The sequence below is a fragment of the Pseudomonas sp. ADAK13 genome (assembly GCF_012935715.1).
Taxonomy (GTDB): Bacteria; Pseudomonadota; Gammaproteobacteria; order Pseudomonadales; family Pseudomonadaceae; genus Aquipseudomonas.
This window is the reverse complement of the sequence record NZ_CP052860.1, coordinates 5,089,356-5,103,191: the sequence shown is the minus strand read 5'-3', so window position 1 is coordinate 5,103,191 and position 13,836 is coordinate 5,089,356. Positions and strand designations below refer to the sequence as shown.

The window sequence follows — 13,836 nt, the reverse complement described above, 5'->3', positions numbered from 1 at the left end:
ATCAGAAGCGCGTGTTGAGTTCCAGTTGCATGACATCCACTTCAAACGGCGCGCCATACACTTCGGAGGCGCTGAGCCAACGGGCGCTGGCATAGATGTTCTTGTCGAGGCCGTAATTGGCGCCGATGAAATAGCCCTTGGCGTTGGTGCCGCCGAGGTGGAAGGAGGAGTCGTTGAAGCCGTCCGGCAAGGCGTCCGGCTGGATGTACTTGTAGCCCGCCAGCACGTTCCAGTCGCCCTTCCTGCGCATCTCCAGCGCACTGCCGAGGGTGAACTGCACGAGCAACGCGTTGCCGCCACTTTCAAACTGGCCATCGCTGTTGATGTTGTTGACGATCTGGCCTTCGCTGCGCTTGAGCATCTCGCCCTTGTCGTAGGCCAGGTTGTGGATGAAGTTGGTCTGGCTGCGCAGCTTGAGGTCTTCCGGCAGTTCGCTGTCCCACGCCAGGTTGAGGTCCAGCACGTTGAACTTGGAGGCCAGGCCGACGAATTGCGGTTGCGGGGTCAGGCCGGGCGTTGCCGGGTTGGGGGCGATGTCACGCAGCAGGAACACGCTGTTGCCCTTTTGCATAAACGCCAGGCGTGTGCCGTCGGTGTCACAGGCCGGCTGGCCGGACCACGGCGAGCAAGGGCTGGAGCGTTCGCCCTGGATGTCGCCAAAGTGGTAGTAGGCCATCGAGCCTTTCAGGCTGTTGCTGCGGTTGATCTTCCAGTCGGCGCCGATCTGCCCGCCGAACATCCATTTGTTTTCGCTCTCGTCCTTGTCGAAACCGTTGGTGGTGGCCGTGTCGGGGCTGTACTCCACCGGGAATGCACCGAGGGTGCCGAACAGGCCCCAGTCGCTGTTGAGTTTGTGGTTGAAGATCGCCGCCACGCCGTCGAAATTGAGGTCGCCGGAATACATCATGTCGGTGGAGTAGAACGGGTTGGCGAAGCGCCCCGCCGTCAGGGTCATGTAGTCGGTGGTCTTCCAGGTGAGGTAGCCCTGGTCGAGCCAGATGTCTTTCTTGCCAAAGCCGCCGCCCAGCGTCTGGGTGGTGGACACCGGGTTGTTGTCGTTGCCGGTGCCCAGGCGGATGCCGGCGGTCCAGTCGGGCGAGATCACGGCCTTCATGCCCAGGCGCGCGCGCAGGCGGAACAGGTTTTCGCGGTCCTCGCGGGTGTTGAGCAACGGCGGCAATTGGGTGTTGGTGTTCTTGTTGACGTCGTAGGGCCCGCTTTGGTTGAGCTTGGCGTAATCGACGATTTCATTGCTGTTGTTGCCCGAGAAGTAGCGCGACTCATCCCGCAGGCGAATGTCGCCGTCGAAGCTGATGCGCGAGACCCAGTCCGGAAAGGTGTTGGGCTGGGCCCAGTTTTCCTGTTTGGCGGTGGCCATGACCTCGGCCTTGACCTGGTCGCGAATCTGATCGCGCACCGCTGCCGGCACGTATTGCACCCGCACATCGCCAGGGGCGGCTGCCGGGCCGGTCGCCGCCACCCCTGTGGCCGCGTTGGCCTGGCGGGCTTGCTGGGCTTCTTTCTCGGCCTGGGCGATCAACCCGTCGGCCTGTTCCTGCTTGAGCACACCTTGCTGCACCAGCAGGCGGATCAGGTTGACCGTGGCGTTTTCCGAAGGTGCGGCAGTGGCTGCCGTCGCCTGGCCGACCAGGGTCGCAACGACCATGCCGACCGCCAGGGTCAATCGATTCACGTGGGAAATCATCTGCACACAACTCCTGTAGAAAACTGCAAAAAAGGGTTCGATCAATCCGGGCGCCGCCCCTTGAGAGACAGGCGTACCGGCAGGGTCAGCGACGCGGGTGTGCGTTCCTTCAGGCGCGGCGTGGCACGCAAGGCGGCCAGCACCTGGGCGTCGGTCTCGGCGTCGCCGCTGGACTTGGCCAGCTCCACGCGGGTCACCTCGCCGTCGGCGCTCAGCCACAGGTCGGCCTGCAGCGTGTAGGCCTTCTTGCGCAGCTCCGGGTCTTCCCGCAGCAGGCGCTGGAATACACCGGCCAGGTACTGCTTGAACGTGCCGGTGCCCAGGCCGCCGCCACCGGAACCGGCCATGCCGCCGCCCTTGCCGGCGCCGATGTTGAAACCGTCGGTACCCGCCTGCGCGTCGCCGTCGATCTGCATCGGGTTGGCCAGGTCGTCCGCCGGTGAAGGCGGTGCTTCTTCCTCGGGCTTGACCTCGTCCGGGGTCGGTGTGGGTTCCGGCTCCGGGATTTTTTCCTGCACCTCGGGCTCGGGCTCCTTGGGTTTTTCCGGCGGCGGTGGCGGTGGTGGCGGCAACGGGATAATCGTCGGCACCTTGGGCGCTTCCCGGCGCACGCCACTCATGTCATTGGCCCACTGCCAGAGAAACCAGGCGGCAACGGCGCCCAGCAACAGGCCAACGCCCCACTTCAATGGACGCAGCGGCGGCCTGGTTTTTACTGGCGTCGGCGTGATCGGCATCTGTGCGGTCATGGGTCAGCCCTGGCTCGGTTTGCCGGTGACCAGCCCGACCTGGGACAGCTCCAGGCGGCGCAGCAAGTCGAGCACTTCGATGACCTTCTGGTACTGCACCATGGCGTCGCCGCGCACGATGACCGGGAAGTCCGGGTTCTGCGCTTTCTCGATGCGCAGGCGCTCTTCCAACTCGGGCAAGGTCACCGGGTAAGCGTCGAGAAACACCTGGCCGCCATCGTTTACCGAGATCGCCTTGGTCTTGGCCTCCGACAGCGACACCGAGGCGCTGGCCTTGGGCAGGTGGATCTGGATCCCCGAGACCTGGGCGGTGGCGGTCAGGATAAACATCACCAACACCACCATCAGCACGTCCACCAGGGGCGTGATGTTGATGCTGTCGACGGGTGCGTCATCGTCATCGTCGTGGGAGGCATTCACGGAAGCCATGCTGATTCTCCTCAGGCCGGGACGGTGGCGTGGTGGTCGCGACGGTGCGCCGCTTCACTGTGCTGGCTCTCGCCGTGCATCTCCGCCAGGCGAGTGATGAACTCGTCGACGAACACGCGCATGTCGGCGCTGACTTCCTTGTTGCGGGTAATCAGGCGGTTGTAGCCAAACAGCGCGGGGATCGCGACAAACAGACCCATGGCCGTGGCCAGCAGGGCCGCCGCCATGCCCGGGGCAATGGCGTTGATGTTCACGTCACCGGCCATTGCCGTGCCGAGGAACACCACCATGATCCCCAGCACCGTGCCCAGCAGGCCGATGTACGGGCCGCCGGCGATGGCGTTGGACAGGGTTGAAAGCTTGGCGCCGAGCAACTGGTTTTCCCGGGTGCGCACACCGTCCATGGAGCAGCGAATGGCTTCGATGGTCGCCGCCGAAACCGACGAGGTGTCGGCGCCCTGGGCGCGGCGGGTTCGGATTTCCTTGACCGCCACCCGGTACAGGCGCCACAGCGAGGAATGGGTCAGGCGCTCGGCCAGCAATGCGTCGTCGTAGTACATCTCCAGGCGGGTGCCGATCTGCGCGAATTCCTCGCGGAAGATCTCGTTGGCCGCACTCACGCGACTGACCTGGCGGTTCTTGCGGACCATGATGAACCACGACTGGAACATCATCCCCACCAGCACCAGGATGATCACCCAGGCATCCACCGGCACGGCCTTGAGCAGGAACCCCAGGCTGCCGAAACCGAAGCCCGACTGTTCTTCATCCACGCCGTAGGTCACCAGTTTCGACTCGGCGCCCTGGGCCGTGGCATCGGCCAGCAACAGGGCTGCCGGGCGCGCGACCTTGGACAGGCGCAGCTCGTCCATGGCACCGGCAAACGGCAAGTGCCCGCTGGCGGCTTCCGGCAAGTCAGCACCGATGGCCAGCTGGGAATTGAACGCCGGCATCGCTATCGCCAGGCTCGCCGTTTCGCGGCCATTGACGTAGAGCGAAACCTTGTCGCCCTCGGCGCTGAACGCCAGGTGCTGCCATTGCCCCGGGTTCAGCAGCTGGGTCGAGACCGCGCGCTGGCCGTCGATTTCGATAAACGGCATGCCCTGGTTCAAGCCCAGCAACAGGCTGTGGGCACCCTCGCGACGAGCCATCACCACTTGCTCACCGCTGGCCTGGTCCAGCCGCAACCAGGCACTGAAGGTAAACGCACTGCCCGCGCTGTGTTGCAGCGACGGACTGGCCGGCAGCAGCAACGGCTGGCCGCTGAACTGCAACGCGCGGCCGATGACCCCGTCGATGCTCGCGCCGGTGGCATTCAGGGCGGTGTTTCCGTAGGCCGTGGTGTCCCGGGGCGGCGTGCCATTGGCACCGTCAAAGTGGTAGAGCGCGGTGTAGTTCGGGTCAAAGGTCAGTTGGCCGTTGGCGGTGGCCGGGGCCTTCTGATTGCCGTAGTACATCCACAGGTCCTGGCGCTGGCCGCCTTCGACCTTGGGCACATCGACCCAGATCAGCGCCATGCCCATCAGTGGGTCGAAGCTTTCGATCTGGTGGTTGAACACGGTCTTGTCGTCGGCGCTGACAAAACGCAGGTCGGCACCGTCGTCCTTGACCCCGTCAAAAGTGAAGTTGCCGGTGTGCAGGCGTACCAACAGCGCCGTGCGGCCCAGGGCCTGGCTGATGGCCGCGCCTTGGGAGGTGGTGTCCACGGTGATCTGTTTACGGTAGTGCCAGTCGTCCTGCCACCAGGCATGGGCGGTGGCCGGGAGCGCGAAGCCCAGGCAGATCAACAGGCTCAGAAATAGGCGTTGCATGTCAGGAGTCTCCGAAAAAAAGGGTCAGAAAGTCGCCTGCACACTGAAGTGCAGTCGCGAGTCCTGTTTCTGGGTGTTTGGGCCATCGAGCAGCGGGTAGCCCCAATCCAGGCTGCCGGACAACCACTTGCTCAAACTGGCGCGGGTGCCCAGGCCGACACTGGCCAGGCTGTATTCGTCTTCCTGCTCGGGCAGCGGATCATGCAGGCGCAAGCGCGCGCCTTCGGCAAACGCGTAGAAGCGCCACTCCTGCACATAACTGCCGAGGAACTTGGCCAGCGACGGCGTGCGCAGTTCCTGGGACAGCAGGTAGCCTTCGTCACCGGTGCGCTCGGCGGCGAGGTAACCGCGTACCGAGGTGGCACCGCCGGCGGAATATTGCTCGTTGGACACCAGCGGCCCCGAGGCCAACTGGAAGCCGGCCTTGGACGCCGATTGCCAGTCGTTGCCGAAGGTGTAGGTGTAATTCAGGTCGCCCTTGAGCACGGCGAAACTCGGGCTGGCCTTGTCGCGTTTGTACTGGAACTCTTCGGCGTCGCTGCCGTAGCCAAAAAACGCGCGGGTGCCGACGATCAGGTTCAAGCCCAGGCCCAGCTGCGACTGCTCGGTGTAGCGGTAGCCGTTGTAGCCGAACGTGAGCGGTGCGTACTTGAGCGGGATATCGTCCGTGCTGCTGCCAAACTTCATCTGCTCCTTGAAGTCCTTGAAGTCCACACCGACCGAGAACGAGTTGGCCCAGCTGCCGCTGGCCGGCAGGCTGTAGATCGCCGCCACGCCGTAGGAATGGCCCTTGCCCAACACGTTGCTGCCGCCGATGGTGGCGATGTTGCTGTCGGACTGGTAACCGGAGAACTGCAGGCTCCAGCGATCATTCAGCGGTGCGGTGTAGGAGCCCGACCAGACCTTGGCATTGTCACTGTCCTGGGGCGCCGTAAAGTAGGTCAGGGAAATGCTGCGGCCCAACTGCCAGAGGTTGTCGTAACCCAGCGTGGCCACGCTGCGCAGCTCCTTGGTGTCGGCGCTGTAGTCGTTGTTCAGGCCGAGGCTGGCGTGCCACGGGTTCTGGTCTTCCACCTGCAGGTCGACGTCCATGGTGCCGGGGCGCTGGCCTTCGCGAACCAGCGGCGTGACCTGGCGCCCGACGCCGCGGTTGAGGCCGGCGAGCTGGGTTTGCACGCGGGTGAAGTCCGGTACGGCGCCCTCCTTCAGGCCCGGCACTTCTTCGCGGATTTCCACTGGCGAATAATGCTTGGCGCCGACCACACGGACGCGGCCGACCTTGGTCTCGCTGACTTGCAGGTAGACAATGCCGTCGTCGACCTTCTGCTCCGGCAGCTCCACGAACACCGATTGGTAGCCGCGTTCCTGGTAGATCTTCTGCAAGGCATCCCGGGCGCCTTCGATATCGGCCAGGGTCTTTTGCGGGCCGAGAAACGGGTACACCGCTTCTTCGATCGCCCGGGCATCGAGCACGGTATTGCCGCGCACAAAGTACTCGTTGACGTCCACCCGCCGTGCCGGAGCTTCGGGCTGGGCGCCCTGCTCTTCGGCCTGCACCGGCTGCGCCAATGCGCCCAGCGTCAGCCAGCACAGCGCCAGCGTTGATTTGAACAGATGCTCCACACCGCCCCCTGGTTTACTCAAGATGATTGCCGTCGCCGTTTGCCCGGCGTCTGGCCTGTTCAATTGCTGGATATCGAGGTGTTGCCGTGCCGTGCGAGCCAGGTGTGCAGCAGGGCGAAGTTCAGGGAGAACTCCGGCATGTGCAGCAAGGCGCCACAGAACACTTCACCGATGATTTTCTGGATCAGTTGCACCGCCTGCGGGTTGCCGAGGAAGGTGGCGATGTCGCGTTGAAGAAGGTTGATGCCCCAGACTTTCTGGTTCAGGTCGAGGCCGACGAACCAGCGGAACAGCAGGTTGTAGTTGAGCTGTTCGTGCAGTTGCTGTTCGTTGGGGACCGAGTACAGGAGTTGCAGCAGCAGGATCTGCAAGACGGTCTGGGGGGCGATCCGGGTGCCGGGTTCGGCCTGGAGCAGGTCGCGGTGGTGGTCGAGGATGTCGTCGATCTGCGGGCGCAGCAGGACCAGTGAATGGCCTGCGGGGATATAGCTGGAGACTTCCTTGAGTGCGCCTTGCCAGTCGTCCTGGGAGACGATCCATACCCACGGTGCGCCATAGCGGTAGACCGAGACCGGCTTTTTGCGCGCGGCTTCGACGATCTTTGACAGGCGCTGGTCGAGCTCCTGCATGCCGACTTTCGAGTAACGTTCCATAGTTCCCATTCGCCCCACTCCTGGCATCCTGCTTGCGGCTCTGGCATCGCCTGTTTTGGCGTTGTTGAGCGCGTTACATAGCCAAGACCGGGGTCGCTGGGGACTACCGAACTTTTGTCATAAAAGCTTCTTTTTTTGGGCGGGGGGGTTTGGGGGGCATATCCGTTATTTAGGTAACGGCCACTATTGGTTCCGCTCTTACAGCGGCTCACTTTTGAACAGCGCAAAAGTAAGCAAAACGCTCTTGCCCCACCACTCGGCACCTCGCCTAGGCTCGGTGTGCCCTCACTCCGGCTTTGGACCGTGGGCCGCCGCGATGGGCCATCCTTGGCCCAGCGCGGCTAACCCGGCGTCCTGCCGGGTTACCCACGCTCCAAAGCCTGCGTTCGGCCAGCGTGGTTTAACGGGGCGCCTAAGATCAAGATCAAAAGCAGATCAACAGCACAGCGGCCTACAGGCCGGCTTGAGTGGTAGAAGCCAGATCAAAAGCCAAAGCGAAAACCAAATCTGAAACTGCTGCAGCTCTGCTTTTCTGTGGGAGCTGGCTTGCCTGCGATGCAGACACCTCGGTTTTTCAGGTACACCCTGTTGATGCCATCGCAGGCAAGCCAGCTCCCACATTTGATCGTGCCCCGCTTTAGATTTTGATTTGCTTCTACCACTCAAGCCGGCCTGTAGGCCGCTGTGCTGTAGATTTTGATCTTGATCTGGCTCTGACTGCCCCACTCAGCCCGAGGCCGAACGCAGGTGGTGCGGAGCGGGTAAACCGGCAGGACGCCGGTTTAGCCGCGCTGGGCCAAGGATGGCCCATCGCGGCGGCCCGCGGAGCAGCGCCGGAGTGAGGGAACACCGAGCCTAGGCGAGGTGCCGACAGGCGGGGCAGAGCCCTTTGCTTACTTTGGGGCTTTTCCAAAGTGAGTCGCTGTAAGAGCGAAACCATAAGCCGCCGTTACCTAAATAACGGATATGCCCCCCAATCACAGCAACGACAAAGGCAACGGCAATTCATAAGACTTCTTAACCGTCCGCACCACCAACGTAGAAGAATAAGTACGAATCGGAATATCCCGGTAAATGTCTAAAAACCGATAGATATAATCCGTGTACTCCGTGGCATCCCGAAACTTCGCCACCATCACAAAATCAAACTCCCCGGTCAGCAGATAGCAGTCCTGAATCTCCGGATGACTCGCCAGGATATGCTGCATCTTGCGGTCAATGTCATTGCTGTCCCTATCAAGCTTGATCAAAAAGAACGCCGTCACCTGAATCCCAAGCTTGCGCTCATCCAGCACCGCCACCTTCGCCTTGATAATCCCGACACTCTCCAGCCGCCTGATACGCCGGTAGCAGCTGGTCGAAGACAACCCCACACTGTCACTCAACAACTCCAGACTCTGGCTGCAATCCCTTTGCAACTTCCCCAGAATTTTCAAATCCATGGCATCTGTCATTTTTTCCATATCTTCCTTGAAAAAACTGCAATGAATCCACCGTAAAACCCCGTCAATTTGCACAAATCCTGCGCAGCGGCGCACTAACATCAATCCAGCTTAGCAGCCCAGCCAAATCAGGCATCGGGGCGGCATGAGAGGGATCTTATGATAGTCGCGAAACCGACATGGGCCACCGATATCCACGGCCTCTTCAGCGCCCCTTACTGGATACCGCCCGCACAACGCGCCGCCGTCGCCGCCTCCTGGGTGGGCTGCATGAACGCCTACTTCGTGTTCCTCGAAGACCCGGCGTCGGTCAAGACCTGGTCCGAAACCATCTACCAGCACCTGGCCTCGCGCAGCATGCCGCTGACCCTCGACCCGCAGCAGTTCTGGCCCATAGACGCCCTGGAAACCTTCAGGCTGTGGGTCAACCAGGGCTGGCGCCTGACCCCCAGCTCACCGTTCGATATCGCCGAGCGCATTCCCCCTCCCGACCTGCCCCACCCGGTCAAGCGCGTGCGCCAGGACATCCGCGCCCTGAGCACCGAACAACTGAACCTGTACCGCTCGCGCCTGGATGACGTGATGCAGGTGGCCGACCCCGACAGCGGTTCGCCGTGGCAGCGCTACGCCTATATCCACACCAACTGGTGCCTGCATTACCAGGAAGCCTTTGCCCTGTGGCACCGGGCCTATCTGCTGTACCTGGAGGCGCTGATCGACTGCCCGATTCCCTATTGGGACTGGATGGCCGAAGACGCCAGTGTCGACGGCAGCCCCCAGGCCGGTTTGCCCCAGGCGTTTCTCGATGAAACCTACGTGCACCCGCACACCGGTGAAGTGCGGCCCAACCCGTTGCGTTACGCCGCCGCCAAGGACGGCACCTCGAAGGTGTGCGCCAGGGGCGCGGTCAACGGGGTGGATTGTCGCTTCGTGCAGCGCAACCCGCTGTTCTACACCCAGGGCGAACCGTTCCGGCATGAGCGCACGGAGCTGTACGCGATGAGCCGGATTTTCCAGCAACAAGTGGTGGATGCGCTGCAGTTCACCTCGTTCAGCCAACCCCAAGGCGTGCCGGGCTATCCGTGGGCGAACATTCCGGTGTTTGACCCGCCGCAGAAAGACGACCTGTACCCCAACCGCGCACTGAATTTCGACGGGCTCTACGAGCAACCCCACGACAACTATCACGGCTGGATCGGCGGCGACATGGCCGACAATGCCTACACCGCGTTCGACCCGGTGTTCAGCTCGTATCACGCCAATATCGACCGGATGCTGGAAGTCTGGATCCGCGCCAACCCGGCGGCGCAGTACACCACCCAGTGCCTGCTCCAGCCGTTTGCCGGGAGCGACGCCAGCACCGTCACCTTCACCAGCGCCGATGCCTGGCGCTACACCACCCTGGGTGACATGGCCCAGGACAGTCGGCATATCGGCTACGACTACGGCACGCCCGTGGCCCCGCAGTTTGGCGCGACCAGGGCGGCGGCGAAGGCCTGCTGCCAACACCGTTCGGCGCCCGCCCCGGCGACGAACAACGCCGCCGGCCTTGGGCCGTGGGTGGTGTTCGACCATGTGCGCTGCACCCACGACACCTACCTGATCGACGTATTCCTCAACCAGCCCGACGCCACGCCACAGCAGGTGAGTGCCGACAATCCGCACTACGTCGGGCGCTTCAGTCGCATCGGCATGGGCCTGGTGGATGACAAGGGCCGCTGTATCACCCAGGGCGTGTCCCGGGCATTGAATGCCGCACGCAATGCCAGGGCGCTGAACCTTGGCCCCACTGACGCCACGCAGTTGTCCGTGGTGGTGACCCATCTCGATAGTGCCCGGGTGTTGACGCCGCAAGAGTACGCGCCGCTGCCAGGCTTTATCGCCCAACTGGTGTGGGACGACCCGCGCCAGGCCATTGCCGGCCCTGCTCCCAGTGCCGGTTGCTGCTCTGCTTCCACTACCACAACACCTGGAGAACCGACATGAGCACACCCTTCAATCAATTCACCTCGCCCGCCGGCCAAGCCCCCAAGGACTACAACAAGCTGGGCCTGGAAAACCAGTTGCCGCAGTTTGAAACCGACTGGAACAACGACCTCACCGGCTGGACCCAGTCCGCGATCATCGGCAACCCGTGGTCGGGCCTCAATGACGCGCCGCGCTCGGGCTATTACAACCCGCTGGTGGAAGGCTACGGCCCCACCACGCCACCGGCGATCACCTGGGCGCCCTTCCCCAACCGGCTGTGGACGTTCTTCTACAACAATGGCACCGCGGTGATTCCGCAATTGGGCGGCAAGGCCATGACGTTGCAGCAGGTGATGGAGCTGACCGACAACGGCCAGATCACCCTCAACAACACCCTGTACACGCTCTACGATCCGAACAAGCAAGGCACCCTGCTGCAACTGCCCGTGACCCGCTGCCCGAGCATCGACTGGCAAGGCAAGTACAAGGATTTCTCGCCCTCGGGGCCCCGTGGCTGGCTCGACGAATATTGCGAGTGGTCCATCGTGCGCGATGCGGACGGCAACATGCGCAAGATCACCTTCACCTGCGAGAACCCGGCGTATTTCCTGGCCATGTGGCGCATCGATCCGAATGCGGTGCTGGGGCTGTACCGCGACTACATCGACCCACAGGTGCAACTCGAAGACCTCTACCTGCGCTACACCGCCGACTGCCCGACCGGCAAGGCCGGCGACCCGGTCATCGACCCCACCACCGGCCAACCGGCCTATGACACGGTCAACAAATGGAACGCCGGCACCGCCTGCGTGCCCGGCCAATATGGCGGCGCGATGCACCTGACCTCCGGCCCCAACACCCTGAGCGCCGAGGTGTACCTGGCGGCCGCAGCAACCATCCTGCGTCCACTGGCCAGCAGCCAGAATTCCCAAGCGCTGATCTGCTGCGCGCAATACGGGCAGAACTACCGCAACTCCGACCCGCATATCGGCTTTTCGGCCAACAGCGTGGCGGTGAATAACCGGCTGTCCCTGACCAATCCCATCGGCCTGTACCTGCAACAACCCACCGACTTCTCGGCGTGGAAAGGTCCTCAGGGCCAGGACGTCAGCCAGTACTGGAAAATCACCCGGGGCACCGCAAAATCCGCGGCCAACGGCTCCGACCAGATCCTGCAGGCGGTGTTCGAAGTGCCGGTCAGCGCCGGGTTCTCGATCAACGACATCACCATCAGCGGCCAGTCCATCGACTACGTGTGGGTGATTGCCCAGCAACTGCTGGTGGGGCTGAGCGTGACCACCACGCCCATCAGCCCGACACCGGATTCCTGCCCGTGCGTGACCGATCGGGTCAACGGTGTGCAACCCTGGCCGGTACAACTGCTGCCGCTGGATCTGTTCTACGGGCAGTCGCCCACCGACCTGCCAGCGTGGCTGGCACCCGGTACCAGCGGGCAGTTTGCCCTGGTGGTGCAAGGCGCCGACCTCAAGACCACCGCCGAGACGGCGCGGGTGCAGTTTTCCAATCCCGGCGTCACGGCGGTGGTCACGAAGTTCCTGCCCGACGCCTCGGCCATCCCCGGGCAAACCAACTCCGGCGGCACCCAGGGCTACCTGCTGACCATCACCGTGAGCCCCACCGCCGCACCGGGGCTGGTGACGGTGCGCGCGCTCAACCCGGGCGAAGCCGATAACCCCAGCGCGGCGCAGCACCCATGGGAATCCGGGTTGGCGCTGGTGCCTGCCGCCTGATCTGAACGTTCCACCTTCCTTGTGGTGAGGGCGCTTGCTCCCTCACCACAGGTTTATCTTCTTGCAAGGAGCGCGATGATGTCCAGGTTACGCTTGAGTGTTTTATCGCTGCTGACCAGTGTGGTGCTGAGCCTGTTTGCGGTGCAGTCGGCCTATGCGACGCCACAATCCGATGCCGACGCCTGCGTCCAGCAACAGTTGGTGTTCAACCCGGCCAGCGGTGGATTCCTGCCGGTCAATAACTTCAACGCCACCGGCCAGAGCTTTATGAACTGCTTCGGCTGGCAGTTGTTCATTGCCCTGAACTGGCCGGTGAATCCCGGTTGGCCAGCCACGCCCGCCCTGGCGGGTGAGCCGGACATGCACAGCAGCCTCGCCCAGTTCGGCGTGCCGCCCGCCTCCGGGCAGCCGATGACCGTGGCGCCGGTGTGGGCCAGTTACAAGGACGCCAACGATATCTTCCTGCCCGGCGCCCCCGTGCCCACCGGATGGGGCGTGCAAACCCTGGTACCGTCCAATTGCAGCACCCAGGGCAGCCTCAAGGCGATGGCGGTGGGGGCACGCAAGTTCATGACCGCCACCTCGGAAAGCGCGATCAACGCGCGGCACGGGTTTCACCTGTCCAGCGGCACCCTGGCCTCGATTCCGGACCCGATCATGGAAGCCTCCGGCGGCTGGCTGACGGACCAGTCGAAGAACCTGGTGTTTTTTGAACGCAAGGTCGGCAAGGCCGAGTTTGACTACATCGTCAGCAAAAGGCTGTACGACGCCGCCAACCAGCTGACAGTGGCGCAGAACCTCGACAACCAGAACCCGGGCGGGCTGTCCCTGCCCATCGGTGAACCCATGCGCTCGCTGCCGCCAGACCCGGTGCCGCAGGAGCAACTCGGGGCCCTGGAGGTCAAGGCCGCGTGGCGGATCCTCACCGGTAAACCCGAGCTCTACGGGCGCTACCTGACCACCGTCGCCTGGCTCAAAAACCCGGCCACGTTGCAGTGCACCCAGCAAGTGGTGGGCCTGGTGGGCCTGCACATCATCAACAAGACCCAGGCTTCGCCCAACTTCATCTGGACCACCTTCGAGCAGGTGGACAACGTGCCGGAACCCGACCAGGTGCCGCCACAGCAGACACCGCCCGACAGCTTTGCCTTCAACAACCCGAACTGTGGCACCGGCCCCGAATGCACGCCGAACGTGGCGCGTATCCAGTGCAAACAGCATCATCCCGACCGCGACTGCACCGAGCCGTATCCACGTGACCAACCGGTGCAAACCACCCGGGAACATCCGCTGCCCACTGAGCTGCATGCCCTGAACGGCGCGGTGCAGGCCAACTTCGCTCAGCAGAGCCAGGGCAAGTCGGTGTTCCAGTACTACAAACTGATCAACGTGCTCTGGACCCTCACGCCCAACCCGCCCACCCAGCCGGAGCCGGGCGTCAGCGCGCAGGTGCCGCTGTCCTACGGGCCGTTTATCAGCCAGGGCAATGTGCCCGTGGCCAACACCACCCTGGAGACCTACGTCCAGGGCGACAACTGCAACGCCTGTCACCAGTACGCGACCATCGCCGGCAGCTCGACCCTGGCCTCGGACTTTTCGTTCCTGTTCAACAGCGCCGACTCGGCCAGCAAGAAAAGCCTGGTCAAGCGGGTGAAGGCGTTCGAGACCCTCAAGGACCAGCCCTGAAGAAGCCGAAAAAAAAGGG

The 13,836-nt window shown here is 63.1% G+C and carries 10 protein-coding genes; 3 read left to right on the top strand and 7 right to left on the bottom strand.

Annotated features, from left to right (window positions below):
• Window position 1: 1 nt before the first annotated feature.
• The 7 genes from HKK54_RS23580 to HKK54_RS23550 form a co-directional block, all read right to left on the bottom strand.
• A complete protein-coding gene (locus tag HKK54_RS23580) occupies window positions 2–1,705 on the bottom strand; it encodes a putative porin (RefSeq protein WP_169388018.1) in 1,704 nt (567 codons plus the stop codon).
• Window positions 1,706–1,746: 41 nt separating this feature from the next.
• Window positions 1,747–2,454, bottom strand: coding sequence for an energy transducer TonB family protein (locus tag HKK54_RS23575; protein ID WP_169388017.1), 708 nt, complete (start codon window positions 2,452–2,454; stop codon window positions 1,747–1,749).
• Window positions 2,455–2,457: 3 nt separating this feature from the next.
• Window positions 2,458–2,883 (bottom strand): ExbD/TolR family protein, encoded by a 426-nt coding sequence (locus HKK54_RS23570; RefSeq protein ID WP_010173416.1) that lies wholly within the window; start codon window positions 2,881–2,883, stop codon window positions 2,458–2,460.
• A gap of 11 nt (window positions 2,884–2,894) precedes the next feature.
• Entirely contained in the window at window positions 2,895–4,694 is a 1,800-nt protein-coding gene (locus HKK54_RS23565) for a DUF2341 domain-containing protein (protein ID WP_169388016.1), read from the bottom strand.
• A 24-nt stretch (window positions 4,695–4,718) separates the two neighbouring features.
• Entirely contained in the window at window positions 4,719–6,317 is a 1,599-nt protein-coding gene (locus HKK54_RS23560; RefSeq protein ID WP_169389338.1) for a ShlB/FhaC/HecB family hemolysin secretion/activation protein, read from the bottom strand.
• Window positions 6,318–6,376: 59 nt separating this feature from the next.
• The gene (locus HKK54_RS23555) at window positions 6,377–6,970 is read right to left on the bottom strand and encodes a transposase (RefSeq protein ID WP_010173422.1); all 594 of its coding nucleotides are present in this window, start codon (window positions 6,968–6,970) and stop codon (window positions 6,377–6,379) included.
• A 977-nt stretch (window positions 6,971–7,947) separates the two neighbouring features.
• Window positions 7,948–8,412 carry an Lrp/AsnC family transcriptional regulator gene (locus HKK54_RS23550; RefSeq protein WP_032882017.1) on the bottom strand — a complete coding sequence of 155 codons (465 nt, stop codon included), beginning with the start codon at window positions 8,410–8,412 and terminating at the stop codon, window positions 7,948–7,950.
• Window positions 8,413–8,571: 159 nt separating this feature from the next.
• Between HKK54_RS23550 and HKK54_RS23545 the strand changes: the two genes are divergently transcribed.
• The 3 genes from HKK54_RS23545 to HKK54_RS23535 all read left to right on the top strand — a co-directional run bounded on the left by HKK54_RS23545 (window position 8,572) and on the right by HKK54_RS23535 (window position 13,817).
• Window positions 8,572–10,398, top strand: coding sequence for a tyrosinase family protein (locus HKK54_RS23545; protein ID WP_169388015.1), 1,827 nt, complete (start codon window positions 8,572–8,574; stop codon window positions 10,396–10,398).
• A complete protein-coding gene (locus HKK54_RS23540; protein WP_169388014.1) occupies window positions 10,395–12,131 on the top strand; it encodes a hypothetical protein in 1,737 nt (578 codons plus the stop codon). The genes HKK54_RS23545 and HKK54_RS23540 overlap by 4 nt, the downstream gene beginning before the upstream one ends.
• A 78-nt stretch (window positions 12,132–12,209) precedes the next feature.
• On the top strand, window positions 12,210–13,817 hold the full coding sequence (locus tag HKK54_RS23535; RefSeq protein WP_169388013.1) for a hypothetical protein: 1,608 nt from the start codon (window positions 12,210–12,212) through the stop codon (window positions 13,815–13,817).
• The last annotated feature ends 19 nt before the right edge of the window (window positions 13,818–13,836 follow it).

Bases quoted from the DNA above. Each gene is read 5' to 3' on its own strand.
- HKK54_RS23540 (WP_169388014.1), top strand. From the start codon at position 10,395: ATGAGCACACCCTTCAATCAATTCACCTCGCCCGCCGGCCAAGCCCCC.
- HKK54_RS23575 (WP_169388017.1), bottom strand. From the start codon at position 2,454: ATGACCGCACAGATGCCGATCACGCCGACGCCAGTAAAAACCAGGCCG.
- HKK54_RS23535 (WP_169388013.1), top strand. From the start codon at position 12,210: ATGTCCAGGTTACGCTTGAGTGTTTTATCGCTGCTGACCAGTGTGGTG.
- HKK54_RS23580 (WP_169388018.1), bottom strand. From the start codon at position 1,705: ATGATTTCCCACGTGAATCGATTGACCCTGGCGGTCGGCATGGTCGTT.
- HKK54_RS23565 (WP_169388016.1), bottom strand. From the start codon at position 4,694: ATGCAACGCCTATTTCTGAGCCTGTTGATCTGCCTGGGCTTCGCGCTC.
- HKK54_RS23545 (WP_169388015.1), top strand. From the start codon at position 8,572: ATGATAGTCGCGAAACCGACATGGGCCACCGATATCCACGGCCTCTTC.
- HKK54_RS23570 (WP_010173416.1), bottom strand. From the start codon at position 2,883: ATGGCTTCCGTGAATGCCTCCCACGACGATGACGATGACGCACCCGTC.
- HKK54_RS23550 (WP_032882017.1), bottom strand. From the start codon at position 8,412: ATGGATTTGAAAATTCTGGGGAAGTTGCAAAGGGATTGCAGCCAGAGT.
- HKK54_RS23555 (WP_010173422.1), bottom strand. From the start codon at position 6,970: ATGGAACGTTACTCGAAAGTCGGCATGCAGGAGCTCGACCAGCGCCTG.